Source organism: Acidovorax sp. 22279, assembly GCF_052045435.1.
Lineage (GTDB): Bacteria > Pseudomonadota > Gammaproteobacteria > Burkholderiales > Burkholderiaceae_C > Acidovorax > Acidovorax delafieldii.
Window position 1 is genome coordinate 104,952 of the sequence record NZ_JBQEOV010000011.1, and the last position, 17,403, is coordinate 122,354.

The 17,403-nt window shown below is 63.9% G+C and carries 16 protein-coding genes and 1 riboswitch; of the genes, 5 read left to right on the plus strand and 11 right to left on the minus strand.

Annotated features, from left to right (window positions below; genetic code table 11):
* Positions 1 to 4 precede the first annotated feature (4 nt).
* Positions 5 to 1,114, plus strand: coding sequence for an anhydro-N-acetylmuramic acid kinase (locus ACTJKQ_RS15645; RefSeq protein ID WP_436075721.1), 1,110 nt, complete (start codon positions 5 to 7; stop codon positions 1,112 to 1,114).
* Positions 1,115 to 1,147: 33 nt separating this feature from the next.
* On the opposite strand, the gene mdtD is transcribed toward ACTJKQ_RS15645, so the two are convergent.
* The 7 genes from mdtD to ACTJKQ_RS15680 form a co-directional block, all read right to left on the minus strand.
* On the minus strand, positions 1,148 to 2,569 hold the full coding sequence (mdtD, locus tag ACTJKQ_RS15650) for a multidrug transporter subunit MdtD (protein WP_288851787.1): 1,422 nt from the start codon (positions 2,567 to 2,569) through the stop codon (positions 1,148 to 1,150).
* A 103-nt stretch (positions 2,570 to 2,672) separates the two neighbouring features.
* A complete protein-coding gene (gene erpA, locus ACTJKQ_RS15655) occupies positions 2,673 to 3,038 on the minus strand; it encodes an iron-sulfur cluster insertion protein ErpA (RefSeq protein WP_008907234.1) in 366 nt (121 codons plus the stop codon).
* A 60-nt stretch (positions 3,039 to 3,098) separates the two neighbouring features.
* Positions 3,099 to 3,497 (minus strand): bactofilin family protein, encoded by a 399-nt coding sequence (locus ACTJKQ_RS15660; RefSeq protein WP_056057955.1) that lies wholly within the window; start codon positions 3,495 to 3,497, stop codon positions 3,099 to 3,101.
* Positions 3,498 to 3,652: 155 nt separating this feature from the next.
* Positions 3,653 to 4,363, minus strand: a complete 711-nt coding sequence (locus tag ACTJKQ_RS15665; RefSeq protein WP_056057952.1) for a DUF6776 family protein — start codon at positions 4,361 to 4,363, stop codon at positions 3,653 to 3,655.
* 157 nt (positions 4,364 to 4,520) lie between these two features.
* The gene (rpsI, locus tag ACTJKQ_RS15670; RefSeq protein WP_005798582.1) at positions 4,521 to 4,913 is read right to left on the minus strand and encodes a 30S ribosomal protein S9; all 393 of its coding nucleotides are present in this window, start codon (positions 4,911 to 4,913) and stop codon (positions 4,521 to 4,523) included.
* 11 nt (positions 4,914 to 4,924) lie between these two features.
* Positions 4,925 to 5,356, minus strand: a complete 432-nt coding sequence (gene rplM / locus ACTJKQ_RS15675; RefSeq protein WP_015015720.1) for a 50S ribosomal protein L13 — start codon at positions 5,354 to 5,356, stop codon at positions 4,925 to 4,927.
* Between the two features lie 191 nt (positions 5,357 to 5,547).
* Positions 5,548 to 7,515, minus strand: coding sequence for a serine/threonine protein kinase (locus ACTJKQ_RS15680; RefSeq protein WP_440597384.1), 1,968 nt, complete (start codon positions 7,513 to 7,515; stop codon positions 5,548 to 5,550).
* A 251-nt stretch (positions 7,516 to 7,766) separates the two neighbouring features.
* Here ACTJKQ_RS15680 and ACTJKQ_RS15685 point away from each other — a divergent pair, with 251 nt between their 5' ends.
* Positions 7,767 to 8,654, plus strand: coding sequence for a 23S rRNA (adenine(2030)-N(6))-methyltransferase RlmJ (locus ACTJKQ_RS15685; protein WP_099729247.1), 888 nt, complete (start codon positions 7,767 to 7,769; stop codon positions 8,652 to 8,654).
* 33 nt (positions 8,655 to 8,687) lie between these two features.
* On the opposite strand, the gene ACTJKQ_RS15690 is transcribed toward ACTJKQ_RS15685, so the two are convergent.
* From ACTJKQ_RS15690 to ahcY, 4 genes are all read right to left on the minus strand, one after another.
* Entirely contained in the window at positions 8,688 to 9,074 is a 387-nt protein-coding gene (locus ACTJKQ_RS15690; RefSeq protein WP_369816936.1) for a septal ring lytic transglycosylase RlpA family protein, read from the minus strand.
* A 176-nt stretch (positions 9,075 to 9,250) separates the two neighbouring features.
* Complete coding sequence (gene metF / locus ACTJKQ_RS15695) at positions 9,251 to 10,102, minus strand: methylenetetrahydrofolate reductase [NAD(P)H] (RefSeq protein WP_260668536.1); 852 nt, start codon at positions 10,100 to 10,102, stop codon at positions 9,251 to 9,253.
* On the minus strand, positions 10,099 to 11,085 hold the full coding sequence (locus tag ACTJKQ_RS15700; protein WP_440597385.1) for a TlyA family RNA methyltransferase: 987 nt from the start codon (positions 11,083 to 11,085) through the stop codon (positions 10,099 to 10,101). Before ACTJKQ_RS15700 ends, metF begins: the two co-directional genes overlap by 4 nt.
* A gap of 150 nt (positions 11,086 to 11,235) precedes the next feature.
* On the minus strand, positions 11,236 to 12,669 hold the full coding sequence (gene ahcY, locus ACTJKQ_RS15705; protein ID WP_440597386.1) for an adenosylhomocysteinase: 1,434 nt from the start codon (positions 12,667 to 12,669) through the stop codon (positions 11,236 to 11,238).
* Between the two features lie 73 nt (positions 12,670 to 12,742).
* Positions 12,743 to 12,822, minus strand: a riboswitch (S-adenosyl-L-homocysteine riboswitch).
* A 175-nt stretch (positions 12,823 to 12,997) separates the two neighbouring features.
* On the opposite strand from ahcY, the gene ACTJKQ_RS15710 reads away from it, so the two are divergent.
* From ACTJKQ_RS15710 to ACTJKQ_RS15720, 3 genes are read left to right on the plus strand one after another with little or no spacing between them, the layout of a single operon-like run.
* The gene (locus ACTJKQ_RS15710) at positions 12,998 to 14,626 is read left to right on the plus strand and encodes a peptide chain release factor 3 (protein WP_440597387.1); all 1,629 of its coding nucleotides are present in this window, start codon (positions 12,998 to 13,000) and stop codon (positions 14,624 to 14,626) included.
* Between the two features lie 14 nt (positions 14,627 to 14,640).
* The gene (locus ACTJKQ_RS15715) at positions 14,641 to 17,061 is read left to right on the plus strand and encodes an acyltransferase family protein (RefSeq protein WP_440597388.1); all 2,421 of its coding nucleotides are present in this window, start codon (positions 14,641 to 14,643) and stop codon (positions 17,059 to 17,061) included.
* Entirely contained in the window at positions 17,054 to 17,401 is a 348-nt protein-coding gene (locus ACTJKQ_RS15720; RefSeq protein ID WP_056057932.1) for an EamA family transporter, read from the plus strand. The genes ACTJKQ_RS15715 and ACTJKQ_RS15720 overlap by 8 nt, the downstream gene beginning before the upstream one ends.
* The last annotated feature ends 2 nt before the right edge of the window (positions 17,402 to 17,403 follow it).

Sequence of the window (17,403 nt, forward strand, 5' to 3'; positions counted from 1 at the left end):
GGCCATGTCCGATCTGTACATCGGCCTGATGTCGGGCACCTCGCTCGACGGGATCGACGGGGTGCTGGCTGATTTCTCGGGTCCGCGCCTGCAGGTCACACACCACGCCAGCGCCGCCTTTGCCCCCGCACTGCGCGCCGAGCTGCTGGCTCTCAATACCCCCGGCGACAACGAACTGCACCGCGCTGCCCTCGCAGGCAACGCGCTATCCCGGGCCTATGCCGGGGTGGTGCACACCCTGCTGCAGCGCAGCGGCCACCCGGCGAGCGCCATCCGTGCAATAGGTGCCCACGGGCAGACGGTGCGGCACCGCCCCCAGGAATTTGACGGCACAGGCTACACCCTGCAACTGGGCAACCCCGCCCTGCTGGCCGAGCTGACGGGCATCACCGTGGTGGCCGACCTGCGCAGCCGCGACGTGGCCGCGGGCGGCCAAGGTGCGCCGCTGGTGCCCGCCTTCCACCAGGGCGTGTTCGGCCGGCCGGACGAGACGGTGCTGGTGTTGAACATTGGCGGCATCTCCAACCTCAGCGTGCTGGGGGCAGATGACAGCGTGCTGGGCTTCGACTGCGGCCCGGGCAACGCCCTGATGGACCACTGGTGCCAGCAGCACACGGGCCAGCCGTTTGACAAGGACGGTGCCTGGGCCGCCACCGGACAGGTGCTGCCGGACCTGCTGGCCGCGTTGCTGCAGGAGCCGTACCTGCATAAGGCGCCCCCCAAAAGTACGGGCCGCGACCTGTTCAACCCCGCCTGGCTGGCCGCGCACCTGCAGCCCTTTGCGCAGGCCGCTGCGGCCGATGTGCAGGCTACATTGACCGAATTCACCGCAAGCGCTAGTGCAATATGCGCCAACAGCTATCTAAACAATAGCAAAACCCTGGCCGTATGCGGCGGTGGTGCGCTCAATGGCCAGCTCATGCAGCGGCTGCAGGCTGCCTGCCCGTCCTTGCAGGTGGTGGCCACCGATGCGCTGGGCCTGCCCGCCCTGCAGGTGGAGGCCGCCGCGTTTGCCTGGCTGGCGCGCCAGGCGCAGCAGGGGGCGCCAGGCAACCTGCCCAGCGTGACCGGTGCGGCCGGTACCCGCGTGCTGGGCGCGGTGTACCCCGCCTGAACCGTCCGGTCTACACAGCCCTGGACAGGGCGATCAGCCATGGTCCCCGGCATCAACCGAGGCGCCTGCCTGGGTGCCGGAACGGTCTTGCGGCGACAGTTGCCAGAAGATACCGGCTGAAGCCACCGTGATCAGCCCCATGCAGGCAAACGTGGCCTGAAAGGCTTGCAGGGTCTGGGCGGTGCCCGGAGGCTGGAAGAAATCGGTGAACGCCGCCAGCACCGCCCCCGCCGCAGCCACCCCCATCCCCATGGCCACCATTTGCACCATGGACAGCAGGCTGTTGCCGCTGCTGGCCATGTCGTGCCCCAGGTCCTTGAGGGTCACCGTGTTCATGGCCGTGAACTGCAGCGAGTTCACCGCACCAAACACCGCCAGCTGCACCACATGCACCCACAGCGGCTGCGAGGGTGCCGCCAGCCCGAAGCTGGCCATGGTCACCCCCACCAGCAGCGTGTTGCCCACCAGCACCTGGCGGTAGCCGAAGCGGGTGATCAGCGTGGTGGTGAACCGCTTCATGGACATGCCCGCTACCGCCACGGGCAACATCATCATGCCCGCCTGCAGCGGCGAATAGCCCATGGTGACCTGCAGCAGCAACGGAATGAGGAACGGCATGCACGAGCTGCCCAGCCGGGCAAACAGATTGCCCAGCAGCCCGATGCGCAAGGTGTCGACCGAAAACAGGCGGGGCGAAAACAAGGGGTCGGGCCGCCGCGCCGCGTGCAGCCAGTAGGCCACCAGGCTCGCCAGTCCAAAGATCATGAGCACCAGCACGCTCGCCTGCCGCAGCCCCAGGCTGGCCAGGCCATCCAGCGCCAGCGACAGCGCCACCATGCCAAAGGCGAGCATCAGGTAGCCCGCCAGGTCAAACCGCGCCACCGTCGGCGCGGGTACCCCGGGCATGTAGCGCATGGTGGCGGCACAGCCCAGCAGGCCCACCGGCACGTTGATCAGGAAGATCCAGTGCCAGGAGGCCACCTCGACCAGCCAGCCCCCCAGCGTGGGACCGATCAGCGGGCCGATCAGCCCGGGAATGGCCACAAAACTCATGGCCTGCAAGAACTTCTCGCGCGGAAAGGTGCGCAACACCACCAGCCGCCCCACGGGCAGCAGCAGCGCGCCCCCCAGCCCCTGGAGCACCCGGGCGGCCACCAGTTGGGTCAGGCTGTGCGACAGCGCACAGAACACCGAGCCCGCAACAAAAAAGACGATGGCCAGAAAGTACACCCGGCGCGCACCAAACCGGTCGGCCACCCAACCCGATGCTGGGATCAGCATCGCCATGGCCAGCGAGTACGCAACAACCACCGACTGCATGCGCAGCGGACTCTCGCCCAGGCTCTGTGCCATGGCGGGCAGCGCGGTGTTGACGATGGTGGCGTCCAGCGTCTGCATGAAGAAGCCGACGGCCACCAGCCACAGCAGTACTTTCTGGGAGGGTTCCTGGTGCACGGTTTGCAGGGTTTTCAAACGAAACGAACGCGCCCCATGAAAAAACCGCCCGAAGGCGGTTGATTCAGTCAGGGGAGCAGGGCTGCGCCTGTCACGGCGCCCCTCAGGCCGAGAAGCTGGAGCCGCAGCCGCAGGTGGTGGTGGCGTTCGGGTTCTTGATCACGAACTGCGCGCCTTGCAGGTCTTCCTTGTAGTCGATCTCAGCACCCACCAGATACTGGTAGCTCATGGCGTCGATGAGCAGCGACACACCGTTCTTGGTCATGGTGGTGTCGTCTTCGTTGGTAATTTCATCGAACGTGAAGCCGTATTGGAAGCCGGAGCAGCCGCCGCCTTGCACGAACACCCGCAACTTCAGGTCGGGGTTGCCTTCTTCGGCAATCAGGTCCGCCACCTTGGCCGCCGCGCTGTCGGTGAACAGGATGGGGGCGGGCATTTCGGTCTGGATGTTCTCGGCAACTGCGCTCATGGGGTACTCCGGGTTCAGGGTTTGCAGGGAATACTACTGCAAACCTCTCGGGAATTCAGGTCACTGGCTGTTTGACGCTAACTTCAGTGGGGGCTTTTCCTCCACCAGCACGGCCATTGGAATCAATTGCCCCGCGATCACGGCGCCCTGGTGCATCTCCAGGGCCTTGTAATGCACATTGCCCGTGATCTGCGCCTTGGGCTGCAGCTCCAGCAGCTCTCCCGCATGCACAGGGCCCAGCACTTGGCCGTTGATGATCACATGGTCGGCATGCACCGCCCCCTCGACCCGCGCCGTCTCGGAAATCACGAGGATGCTGGGCTGGTCCGCCGCCGCCCGGATATCGCCGACCACTTCACCGTCAATGCGCATGCCCTCGGCAAAATGCACATTGCCTTCGATCTTGGTGCCCTGTGCCACCAGGCTTTTAATGGGTGGCTGCTTTTTACGCGAGAACATGGTCGGAAGACTCCTGAAGTGCCAAGCGGTTACAAAGGCCCGCTTGGGGGTGGAATTCGTGCCTGCAAGGCGGATGGTTGTGGGTGGCAGCTGGGGCTGGATTGCCGTTGCGAGAGCGCCAAGACCTGATCAGCGCATCCACCGTCCACCTTGCACTATTCGATGGCCATGGTCTGGCTGGTGCGTACTGTGGCGCCCTCCAGCACGCGCGCGGTCACGGTTTTTACCACGGCCTGGGGCGGCAGATCGAGCACGCCCTCGATGCGGCGGTATTGTTTGACCTGCAGCGACTGGCCTTGGGGTGGCTGGGTCTGTGCCCACGGTTTGCCATCCAGAGTGCCCGCCAGCACCAACTCCAGCCGCCCGTTGAACTCCGGCGCATTGCGGGCGGCCTGGATCACCAGCACCTGCCAACGCAGCTGCATCCCGCCCAGCACCTCGGCCTGCAGCGCGCGAATGGCCAGCCCATCGGTCTTGGCAGCAGGAATCAGCTTTTCAAAGAAGCCCAGATCCTCGCGCAGCGTGCGATTGTCGGCTTCAAGCTGGCGCACCTGGGCCATCAGGCTCTCCTTGGCAGCGCGCTCGGTGGCCAGCAGGCTCTCGGCGGTCAATGCCACCGTCTGGCGCTCCTGGCCCTCTTCGCGCAGGCGGCTGATCTCCGTCTTCATCTGGACCACTTCGTCACGCGAAACGGTATCGATCCCGGCAATGGATTTGCCGAATTCAAAGGCCCACAACGCCACGGCAGCGCAGAAACCCATCACCACGGCCAGAGCCAGCCATCGAAAGGGCCAGGGCAAGGCGCTGCGGATGGCCACCCGGGGGGCGCTGATGGTCAACCGACGGCGAAGCAGGCGAAAGCGCATAGGCTCAACAGGCGGACCATGGAAGGCCTCCCCAAAAAACGAAAAGAGCGCACCATAAACGAAAAAACCGCCCGAAGGCGGTTTTTCTCTGTAAAGCACCCGCAAGGAGTGCCTCGCAGTGGATGTTGCACAAGGCAACATCCGGCAGGGCCACAGCTTAACGCTTGGAGAACTGCTTGGCGCGGCGTGCTGAGTGCAGACCGACCTTCTTACGCTCGACTTCACGGGCATCGCGGGTCACGAAGCCGGCTTGGCTCAGGACGGGCTTGAGGGATGCGTCGTAATCGATCAGGGCGCGGGTGATACCGTGGCGGGCAGCGCCAGCCTGGCCGGATTCACCACCACCGTGCACGTTGATCTGGATGTCGAAGGTTTCGACATGGTTGGTCAACGCCAGGGGTTGCTTGGCAATCATGATCGAGGTTTCGCGGCCGAAGTAGGACTGAATGTCCTTGCCGTTCACCGTGATCTTGCCGGAGCCTTTTTTCAGAAACACGCGGGCGACGCTGGACTTGCGACGGCCGGTGCCATTGTTCCATTCACCAATCATCTCAAGGCTCCTTAGATTTCCAGCACTTTGGGCTGCTGGGCGGTGTGGGGATGCTCTGCACCACCGTACACCTTGAGTTTCTTGATCATCGCGTAGCCAAGGGGGCCCTTGGGCAGCATGCCCTTGACAGCCTTTTCCAGCGCGCGGCCGGGGTGCTTGGCTTGCATGTCGCGGAAGTTCGTGGCCGTGATACCGCCGGGATAACCCGAGTGACGGTAGTACACCTTGTCCAGGGACTTGGTGCCGGTGACCTTGAGTTGGGCTGCGTTGATAACGACGATGAAGTCACCGGTATCGACGTGAGGCGTGTAAATGGCCTTGTGTTTGCCGCGCAAACGGAGAGCAACTTCGCTGGCTACTCGTCCGAGGACCTTGTTGGTCGCGTCAATCACAAACCACTCGTGCACGACCTCAGCGGGCTTTGCGCTGAAAGTAGTTGTCATGAGTTTTCTCTTCAAAAGAGGGTTTGGCGGGTCCTTTTCCACGGTCGGTGCTTCTCTGAAGGAAGCCTCTTAGGTGGCAAAAAGTCTTCGCCGCGGGACCACAAAAGCGCTGCGAAGCCTTCCATTATACGAAAGAGCCATGCATTTGCGCAAGAGCACCCCAGCCACGGCCCTCAGGGCATCTGCTCCGGTCAGTTTGGCGTCTGCCGGCGGCGCTGCTCGTCGGCCTCGTAACGGCGACGGTTTTCCACGCAGACAGTTTGATTGGCCTGGGACGGTTTCTGGCATTCCTGGTGAATACACATCGGGCGGGCCAGGAAGTTGGCGTCGGCGCAGACCTCTTGCGGCGAGGGCAGACGGGGCGGCGGCGCGGGGCGGGGCTTGGGCTCGGCCACCACCGGAGGCGGCGCCGGCACGGGCTCTTCATGCACCACGATGGGTGTGGGTGCGGGCTCTGCGCCGGCACGCTTGGCCACCCGGGGGCCCGGCTTGGGTGCAGACGCGACCACAAAGGCAGGAGCAGGTGCGGCCGCAGAGGCGGCGCTGGCTGACGCCACTGCGCCATCCGAGCTCAGACCTTGCGCGTCGCCCCCGGCAGCAGCCGGAGCGCTGACCTCCACCAGGGCAGCGTCTGAAGCCGCCGCTGCGGCAGGCCGCTCGGCCATCTCCGTAATGATCTCGTCCCGGGGCGGCTTGCTGCCCTGGCTCCAGCGCCAACCGGCGCCGGCCACCACAGCCACCAACGCCGCCACCACGATGCCCGCCACCAAAGGGGAACGCCGTGGGGATGGGGTCGGCTTGCCATTGCTGCGCACTACATCCCGCTCCAAAGGCGCAGAACGCCGATCGGCTGCACGCGACCCGCCTGCGCCCGGTGAACGGTGGTGTGGCAGGTCCTCAAAGCGCGAATCGTCGTCGGCCACCACGGTATCGCCGGCATCGATGAACACCGTGTCGCCAGCATCGGCCGCCACGGTGTCAGGACCAGCCAGCATGACCGTATCCCCACCAAAATCATCGCCAGGGCGGCTGGCATCCGATGCGGGAGCCGCCGCCACCAATTCCTCACGCTGGGCCTGTGCCTGCATCTCGGCCACGATCTTGGGGGCGGAGGTTACGTCCACGGTAGGGGTGGCCAGACCCGGGCCAGGCTGGTCGGCGGGCTCCACCCAGATGTCGCCCAACTCCGCCCGGAAGTCGAAGTGCTGCACATCGTCCGGCGCCGACGTCATCTCCATGGTCTGGAGAAAGGCATCAATGCTCTGTGGGCGGTCCTCGGGCCGAAGGGCCAGCGATTGGGCAATCGCCGCGACAAAAGGCGCTGAATACTCCACCCCAAACTGCCGCTTGACGGTTTTGGCGATTCGGGAGAACGACACCATGCGGTCACGGATGGAGCGCAGCGTGGCGGGCAGGGGCGTGTCATTGGCCAGACACCCGTGCATGACCGCCGCCAGCGAGTACAAGTCGCTCCACGGGCCTTGGCGCAGTTCCTCATCGCCGTCGGAATACTGCTCGATGGGGGCGTAGTTCACCTTCAGCACGGCCGTGTGCTTGCGGTCCTGGTCGTTGATGGCGTGCCGGGCGGCGCCCAGGTCCAGCAGCACCGGCGGGCCGTTGTCCTGCAGGAAAATGTTGTCGGGCGAAATGTCGCGGTGCAGCGTGTTGCCATCGTGCAGCACGCGCAGCGCATCCAGCACCGACCACAGAAGCTTGCGCAGCCAGGCCTCGGGTGGAGGGGTGCGCATCTGGGCACGGGCTTGCTTGAACGTCATGCCCGAGTACAGTGGCATGACCATGTAGGCCGTGTTGTTGGCCTCCCAGAAGCGGAACACCTTGACCAGAGAGGGATGGTCAAACTGCGCCAGCAGACGGGCCTCGCCCACAAAAGAGACCAGCCCGGCCTGGAAGGTCTGCTGGTCGGACGAGGACCGCACCCAGAGCGACTGCCCCTGCGAGCGTCCGGCCAGCGCCGAGGGCATGTACTCCTTGATGGCCACCGCCCGGTGCAGGGAATGGTCAAACGCCTTGTAGACCATGCCAAACCCGCCCACCCCCAGCAACCCCAGGATCTCGAACTCCGCCAGGCGGGTGCCAGGGGGCAGCGCATCGATATGGCTGACACCACTGGCGGGGGCTGTGCTGGAGCTTGCGGTCATGGTCAGAGGACGGGGCGGGCTGGCAATTTCAAATGCAAATCAATGAGGCAACTACGGCGACGGCGAAACGCTGACCCCGCCGCAGGCGCGATCATGAAGCATGGCCGCGCCGGATTTGGCAACAAATGGCTAACAAAGTACGGCCTGTCTGCCAAAAACATCACATCCCCCGCCACCACACGGCCCCCCCGATTGTGCCGCGCCCGGACATGGGAGCCCCCTTGGCGCAACACACTCGTTACCATTGGGCCATGTTCAGTTATCGCCACGCCTTCCACGCAGGCAACCATGCCGATGTGCTCAAGCACACCGTCCTGATTGCCGCCTTGCAACATCTCACCGAAAAAGACGCGGCGCTGACCGTGCTGGACACCCATGCGGGCGCGGGCCTGTACCGGCTGGACGGGGACTATGCCAGCACCAGTGGCGAAGCCGCCGATGGCGTGGCCCGGCTGTTTGCGCCAACCACCCCCGCCCTCACCCCCGCCCTGCAGGCCTATGTGGACATGGTGGGCGCCTTCAACCAGGGCAAGGCGCTGCGCGTGTACCCCGGATCGCCCTTTATCACTCAGCGCCTGCTGCGCGACCACGACAAGCTCAAGCTGTTTGAGCTGCACCCCACCGACCTGCGCGCGCTGGCCGGTAACGTGGCCCAGCTGGAGGCGGGCCGCCAGGTGGCCGTGCTGCACGAGGACGGCTTTGAGGGCATCAAAAAGTTCCTGCCCCCACCGGCCCGACGCGCCCTGGTGCTGTGCGATCCCAGCTATGAAATCAAGAGCGACTACGCCAAGGTGCTCGACATGGCGGCCGACTCGCTCAAGCGTTTTGCCACGGGCACCTATGCGTTCTGGTACCCCATCATTCCGCGCCCCGAAGCCCACGACCTGCCCCGCCGCCTGAAAACGCTGGCCACCAAGGCGGGCAAAAGCTGGCTGCACGCCACGCTCACCGTCAAGTCAAGCAAGATCACGGAAACCGTCACCGGCGACACCAAGCGCCCAGGCCTGCCCGCCAGCGGCATGTTCCTGATCAACCCGCCCTACACGCTGAAGGCCGCGCTCAAAGACGCCTTGCCCCAGATGGCCGAGCTGCTGGCGCAGGACAAACACGCCACCCACACGCTCGAATCGGGCGGCTGACCGGCCTCCCAAGAACCTGTTCAAAGCCTGGCGTCAAGGCGCCGCCGGGCAGTCCTTGTCGTCGTCCTGCAGGGCGAACAGCTCCACCGGCTTGAGCCCCAGGCCCACCATGCCCAGCGCCTCGGCGGCGCCCCGGCTCAGGTCAATCACCCGGTTGCGGGTGTGCGGGCCACGGTCGTTGATGCGCACGATCACCGTGCGCCCGGTGGCCTGGCTGCGTACGCACACGCGTGAGCCAAAGGGCAGCGTGGGGTGCGCGGCCGTGAGCGCTCGCATGTCAAACAGCTCCCCGCTGGCAGTGCGCCGCCGGTGGAACTGCGCCCCGTACCATGAGGCAAGGCCCACCTCATCCGCCTCCAGGCTGAGCGGCGACCCGGCAGGAGTGCTGGGTTCCGGTTTGGCCGGGGGATCCATCAGCATGGCCTCGCCCGGCACGGACAAGAGATTAGGGGCCAGCGCATCCGGCTCTGCCTGCAACCCCTGGGCTTGAACAGCAGTGCAAGCGCTGCACAGCAGCCACAGACCCACCGCTCGCCGCAGCAGCCCCCGCAGGGCAGCGCCGCGATGGGCCCCGGGAGGCTGTGTGCCCCCCGCCATCAGATCCCCAGCCGGCGACAGATCTCCAGCGTCGCGGCGCTTTGGTTCATGGTGTAGAAGTGCAGCGCGGGCACGCCGGCACTGCGCAGCTGGTCGCACAGGTCGGTCACCACATCCAGGCCAAACGCCTTGATGCTGGCGGTGTCGTCCCCAAACGCCTGCAGCCGCAGGCGGATCCAGCGCGGAATCTCGGCACCACAGGCATCCGAAAACCGCATCAGCTGCGTGGAGCTGGAAATCGGCATGATGCCCGGCACCACCGGTACGTCGGCACCCGCCTGGTGAGCGTCTTCAACGAAGCGGAAATACGCGTCGCTGTTGTAGAAGTACTGGGTGATCGCGGAGTCCGCGCCCGCCTGCACCTTGGTCACATAGGCCTGCAGGTCCGCCTCGGGCGACCTGGCCTGGGGATGCACCTCGGGGTAGGCTGCCACTTCAATGTGGAAGTCCCGGCCCGTTTCGGCGCGGATGAAGGCCACCAGATCGCTGGCGTACTGGAACTCGCCGCCCGCGCCATAGCCGCTGGGCAGGTCGCCGCGCAGCGCCACCAGGCGCTTGACACCCATGGCCTTGAGTGTGGCCAGCTGCTCGCGCACCGATTGGCGCGTGGCCCCGATGCACGAAAAGTGCGAGGCGGCACCCACGCCTTCGGACAGGATCTCACGCACCGTGCCGAAGGTGCCTTCTTGCGTGGACCCCCCTGCGCCATAGGTCACCGAGCAGAAGTCGGGGTGCAGCGCATACAGCTGCTGGCGCGCCACGCGCAGCTTGTCGGCACCTTCAGGCGTCTTGGGCGGAAAAAACTCGAAACTCACCGGGAACCCGGTGCCTTGCGCGTGGGCTGCATTCATGCGGCTCTCCTTGCGTGTACAAAAAATTCTCGGTTGCCATCGCCGCCCTGGATGGGACTATCGATCCACGCCAACACCTCCAGGCCCAACGCGGCGCAGCAATCGCGGATGCGCTGCTCCACCACCGCATACAAGGACTCGTCACGCACGATACCGCCCTTGCCCACCTGCCCGGGTTGCAGCTCGAACTGCGGCTTGACCAGCATGACCAGGTCGCTCTGGGGCGCCAGCAACGGCACCAACGCAGGCAACACCAGGGTGAGCGAGATGAAAGACAGGTCACCGGTCACCAGCGCAAAACTGGGTGTGATGTCCACATCAGCGCACTCGGGTCGGCGGCGGCGCTCCACCGGCAGCGTTCCCTGGGCGCGCTGCGCGCGCTCGGACTTGAAGGCCTCAATGTCCTGGTCCTTGGCGTCGTCGCTGTCGTCGTACGCCTCGTCCACCAAGCCGCCATTGCGCATCCAGCTGTAAGGGGCCTCGGGTTGGGTCTCGTTGTCTTCTTCCGGCACGATGACTTCGGACAAGGCCATCTCACAAGCCTGCACCAACGCATCGGGCGTGAGCGAGCGGGCATTGACGCCCTCCACACACACCACCCGCAGATCGCTGCGCAGCCGGTCGTGCAACTGGGCGTGGCCCACGTCCACCCCAATCACCTGGGCAGCGCCCTGCTGAAGCAGGCAGTCGGTAAAGCCGCCTGTGCTCTGCCCGACATCCAGGCACCGCAGGCCGGCCACCGACAGGCCCAGCGCCTTGAGCGCGCCTTCCAGCTTGAGCCCGCCGCGCGAGATGTACTTGGCTTCTGCATCGTCCAGCAGCTGCACCTCGGCCACCGACGGAATGTCGTCGCCGTTCTTCGCCACCTTCTGCCAGGGCGCCAGCGGCGACAGGCGCCACTGCACGCCCGAGGCAATCAGGCGCTGCGCCTGCGAGCGCGTGGCAGCGTGGCCACGCTCCACCAAAAATACGTCTGCGCGCATCGCGCCCATCCTTTTAGAGTCAAATCGGCTGGTAGCGCTAGTGAATCATGCGCCAGCAGCTATCAATTAAAGAGCAATCAGACATTGCTCCGCGCAACGGCGCCAGACCACCGTGCGTGCACCCCGTCGCCGGGGCGCGCTGCACCGGGATCAGTAGCGGTAGGTGTTGGCCTTGTAGGGGCCTTGCTTGGACACGCCGATGTAGGCGGCCTGCTCGTCAGTGAGTTCGGTCAGCATGGCGCCCACCTTCTTGAGGTGCAGGCGCGCCACTTTCTCGTCGAGGTGCTTCGGCAGCACATAGACCTTGCCAGCCTGGTACTCGTCCTGCTTGGTGAACAGCTCGATCTGCGCGATGGTCTGGTTGGCGAAACTGGAACTCATCACGAAGCTGGGGTGGCCAGTGGCGCAACCCAGGTTCACCAAGCGGCCCTTGGCCAGCAGCGTGATCTTCTTGCCGTCAGGGAAGATGACATGGTCCACCTGGGGCTTGATCTCGTCCCACTGCAGCTTCTCCAGCGAAGCCACATCGATCTCGTTGTCGAAGTGACCGATGTTGCACACGATGGCTTCGTCCTTCATGGCGGCCATGTGCTCGTAGCGGATCACGTTCTTGTTGCCGGTGGCCGACACGAAGATGTCGCACTTGTCGGCAGCGTATTCCATCGTTACGACCTTGTAGCCTTCCATTGCGGCTTGCAGGGCATTGATGGGGTCGATCTCGGTGACCCACACCTGGGCGCTCAGGGCACGCAGAGCCTGGGCAGAGCCCTTGCCCACGTCACCGTAGCCCGCCACGCAGGCGACCTTGCCGGCGATCATCACATCGGTGGCGCGCTTGATGGAGTCCACCAGCGATTCGCGGCAACCGTACAGGTTGTCGAACTTGCTCTTGGTCACCGAATCGTTCACGTTGATGGCACGGAACATCAGGCTGCCCTTGGCGGCCATTTCGTTCAGGCGCAATACGCCCGTGGTGGTTTCTTCGGTCACGCCGATGATGTGGGCGCTCTTGCGGCTGTACCAGGTCGGGTCCACGGCCAGCTTGGCCTTGATGGCGTTGAACAGGCAGGTTTCCTCTTCGCTGGTCGGGTTGGCGATCAGTGATGCATCCTTTTCGGCGCGCTTGCCCAGGTGCATCAGCAGCGTGGCATCACCGCCGTCGTCCAGGATCATGTTGGGACCTTCGCCCTCGGAGCCGGCAGCGCCGAAGTCAAAGATGCGGTGGGTGTAGTCCCAGTATTCCGCCAGGGTTTCGCCCTTGATGGCGAACACGGGCGTGCCAGCGGCAGCAATCGCGGCCGCGGCGTGGTCTTGTGTGGAGAAGATGTTGCACGATGCCCAGCGCACTTGTGCACCCAGCGCCTGCAGGGTTTCGATCAGCACGGCGGTCTGGATCGTCATGTGCAACGAGCCGGTGATGCGCGCGCCCTTGAGCGGCTGCTTAGCGGCGAATTCTTCGCGGATGGCCATGAGGCCGGGCATTTCCGTTTCGGCGATGCGGATCTCTTTGCGGCCCCATTCGGCCAGGCCGATGTCGGCAATGATGCAGTCGGTGTTGACCGGGGCGTTGACGCGTGCGTTCATGATGGTGTGCTCCAAAGCATGTTTGAAAAGCCACTGCGCGAAGGGGATGGTCGATACGACTCACCGCACGCGAAGTGGATGAGCGTCGTTGCTAGATGACTCCGAGCCTCACGCCCCGCCTGTGCTGGGGACGCTGCAACGCTCCTCGGATCGGCGGATTATAAAAGCAAGTGCTCGCCCGGCGCTACGCCAGCGGGGCAATCCATCCCCCAGCCTTGCACGGAACAGTAAAATCCCGCGACCGCAGACCTCGTGGCCTCCCCGCAGGCCCCGCCCCAGATTCTTGTGCAGGGCACGCTGCCCCGCTCCATCCCATTCAGGAACCCCTGTGTCCTACGCCCCAGAAACCCGGCGCCGCCGCACCTTTGCCATCATTTCCCACCCCGATGCGGGTAAGACCACGCTGACCGAAAAGCTGCTGCTGTTCTCGGGCGCGATCCAGATCGCTGGCGCCGTGAAGGGCCGCAAGGCCAGCCGCCACGCCACGTCAGACTGGATGGAAATTGAAAAGCAGCGCGGCATCTCGGTGGCCTCGTCGGTCATGCAGATGCTCTACCGGGAGCATGTCATCAACCTGCTGGATACGCCCGGCCACAAGGACTTCTCGGAAGACACCTACCGCGTGCTCACCGCCGTCGATTCGGCGCTGATGGTGATCGACGCTGCCAACGGCGTGGAAGCGCAGACGCGCCGCCTGATCGAAGTCTGCCGCCAGCGCGACACGCCCATCATTACCTTCGTCAACAAGATGGACCGCGAAGTGCGGGACCCGCTGGACATCATGGACGAAGTGGAGCGCGAGCTGGGCATGCCCTGCTGCCCCATGACCTGGCCCGTAGGCCAAGGCAAGGCCTTCGGCGGCATCATCAACCTGCGCACCAAGACCATGACGGTGTTCGAGTCCGGCAGCGAACGCCGCCCGCAGGACTTTGAATCCATACCTCTGTCGGATGAAACCACACTGCGCGCGCGCTTCGGCACCGAGTTTGACGCCGCGCTGGAGAGCATGGAGCTGGCCGTGGGCGCTTCCCCCGCCTGGGACCACGAGGCCTTCCTGGCCGGCAAGCTGACCCCCGTGTTCTTTGGCTCCGGCGTGAACAACTTCGGGGTGATGGAGGTGCTGGACGCACTGGTAGACATGGCACCGCCACCCGGCCCGCGCGTGAGCACGCTCGAAGTCAACAAACAGCCCGTGGTCAAGACCATCCAGCCCGAAGACGAAGGCTTTGCTGGCGTGGTGTTCAAGGTGCAAGCCAACATGGACGCCAACCACCGCGACCGCATCGCCTTCGTGCGCGTGGCGAGCGGCAAGTACACGCCGGGCATGAAGCTCAAGGTGCAGCGCACCGCCAAGGAACTGCGTCCCACCTCGGTCGTGACCTTCATGTCCCAGCGCCGCGAGGCCGTCGAAGAAGCTTATGCAGGCGACATCATCGGCTTCACCACGCACGGCGGCGTGCAGCTGGGCGACACCATCACCGACGGCGCCAACCTGCAGTTCACTGGCCTGCCGTTCTTCGCACCCGAGATGTTCATGACCGTCGTGCTCAAGAACCCGCTGCGCACCAAGCAGCTCCAGCAGGGCCTGGCCCAGCTGGGCGAGGAAGGCGCGATCCAGGTCTTCAAGCCCGACGCCGGCGGCAACATGCTGCTGGGCGCCGTGGGCCAGCTGCAGTTTGAAGTGGTGCAGCACCGCCTGAAGGCCGAGTACGACGCCGATGTGCGGCTGGAGGGCTGCCAGTACACGAGCGCGCGTTGGATCACGGCCGACAATGCCGCCGACCTGCGCGCGTTCACCGACGCCTACCCCCTGCGCCTGGCGCATGACGCGGCCGACACACTGGCGTACCTTTGCACCTCGCCCTACGACGTACGGCTGGCGCAGGAGCGGTTTCCGAAGATCCACTTCCATCCTCTGCGGGAGCATGCGGGGTTGGCTTTGCAGGCCAGCGCATGAGCGCCCCGAGTTCCATGAAGGCCCACACGGGGGTGCCATCCCCAGCCACCCACCCGGGTAACAACTTCGACGCGATCCGCATCGTGGCCGCGACGATGGTGCTGTACAGCCACCACTTCGCGCTTACGGGCCAGATGGAGCCGTCTTTCTTCGGCATCCACAGCCTGGGCGGGCTGGCGGTCACCATCTTCTTCGTACTCAGCGGGTATCTGGTGAATGCCAGTTGGCAGAGGGATCCGAACCTCTGGCGATTCGGGCTTCGTCGTTTTTTACGCATCTGGCCAGCCCTTACCGTCGCAGTGGTATTGACCGCCTATGTCTTGGGCGCCTGGGTCACGCAACTTCCGTTGAAGGAGTACCTGACACACCGCGCAACGGCCAACTACCTGCAGGCGCTGGGGATGAAGATCCATTTCGTGCTGCCCGGGGTGTTTGAGAACAACCCCTATCGCCTCGGCGTGAATGGGTCGCTGTGGACCATTCCCATCGAAGTACGCTGCTACATTGCGCTGGGCTTGGCGGGGTTGATTGGTCTGTTGAAGTACCGGCCCGTGCTGCTTTTGAGCATTGCGGTTCTGATCGGCTGGTTTCTCGCCCGCAGCAATCCCGACGTGACCGGCACGGTTCACCACGGTCGTGAGCTGAGTGCGTTCTTCTTGGCCGGCGCCGCGCTCTACACCTTGGAGCCGTACTGGCGCCGTCGGCCTGTGCTGTGGGGCGGAGCCATCGCCCTTGCAACTGCCTCCGTGTGGATGGCGGGCTGGCGGCATAGCGCTTTGCTGCTAGGGCTGCCGTTTTTCATCATTTATTCCGGAACTCAAGCCACGGCATACATCCGGCGCGCTGGCCGGTGGGGAGATCCTTCGTATGGCATTTATCTGTTCGCATTTCCCATCCAGCAAACCGTCATTCAGTATGGATGGCCCCAGCTGGGATTCACAGGAACGCTCTGCATATCGCTTGCCATTACCGTGGTGCTGGCCTACGCCAGTTGGCATCTAGTGGAGAAGCAAGCTTTGAGATTCAAGCCGTCGTCCTCGCAGGTGTGGTTTGGCGCGTCGGCCGTGCGCGCCGTCAAAACCCGCTTTCTGGCGCTGTCCGAACTGCAGTACTTCGCCTTCGTCTTGGCGTTGATTGGCGTCGTGTATGCCGCCTGGCTCGTCGCCTCCTGGCCCGGAATTCTGGGGCAAGACAGCCTTGCCATCATGCTGGAGGTCGATACCGATCGCGTTCACCAAGCCAACAAGCCGGCATTCTGGTATCTCTATGCGCTGCTCACCTACGGCGCAACAGGGCGGGTCGAGGTTCCGATCGCTTTGCAGATGCTGATTTGTGCAGCAGTGTGCGCACGCATACTGGCCTGGATGCTGGCGCGCCGCATGTGGAAGAGCTTTGCCTACTGCCTCATCTTTGTCGCACTGGCGCCCAGCGTCGTGTACTACTCCAGCAGCTTCTACTCGGACGGTATCTATGCGATTGCGCTCAGCGGCATGATGTTCGAAGTGTGGAGGAGCATCCGCAACCGCAGCGTGGATCTATCGTCGTTGCTGATCTTCTTCGTCACCATACCGTTTGCAATCTTCGGGCGACCCAACGGCGTGTTGAATCTAATACCGCTTGCGGGATTGACTTGGCTACTGTCCAAGCCCTACAGAATCCGCATGAGCTTGGTCATCGTCCCTTGGCTTATCGTCGGCTTTGGCAGCCAGTTCATCTACAAGTACAAGAACCCTATCGGTTCGATATTCCCGCTCGCACTGTATGAAACGGTGGGTTTCCTGGAGCACCGGCCTATGGGGCTGTGGGAACACGACCAACCACGCGTCACAGCCAAAACAGTCGATGCGCTGACCTCTACGGGCCAATCGCTGGACAAGATCCGCGAGTTCTACGACCACTACTACTGGGACCCATTGATCTTCTTTCCCACGGGCCCCGCTCTTATGTCGCTCTCAGACAAATCCAAAAGAACCATCCTCAAGGAGTTCTTCAAATACAACCTGTGGCACAACTTCCCCGCCTTCATGGCCAGCCGTGTCAATATCTTCCTGTACGCGGCGATGGCCAATGGCGGCATCCCCGGCCCCTCCGAGACCAGCAAGATACTGCCGTACACCAAGTCCATATCCAGTGTCCAGCCCTTGAAGTTCTCGCTGCGCAAACATCTCCATGCCTGGTATGACTTTTCCATCCAGCATCGCGCAATCCTGTGGGCACCCTGGGGCGGGCTCGTATTGTTGGCAGTGGCGCTTCGCCGCACGATGAAACAACGCGACAAGGTCGTTGCACTGATTGCAGGAACATATGCCCTGCAGCTGGCCGCCGTTTTCATTTTTTCGATCGCGGGGGAATACCGGTACCTTCTGGCGTTTTTCACTGCACCGCTGGTTTTGCTCCCCATCATTTGCCGGACATCGGAGCAAGAAAATGCCTAACGTCACCATAGCGCTCACACTGCTCTGCGTGCTGTCCATCAGCGTTGGGCAAATCCTGTTCAAGAAAGCGTCCGGAGCGTTCTCAGCGCCGTTGACATGGCAGGCGTTTGTCTTCAATGGCTGGCTCATCGCGTCGCTGGTTCTATACGGCCTCACAACGCTGGGCTGGGTATGGATTCTGCGCAATGTACCCCTGCATCTTGCCTACCCCTTCATGGGCCTTGCATTCCTCATCGTTCCAACGCTGGCCTGGATGTTCCTTGGCGAGCCTCTGCATTGGCGCACGCTGGCTGGCGGTGCGCTGATCATGGCAGGCGTGGCGTTGGCCTCCACCAGCTGAGA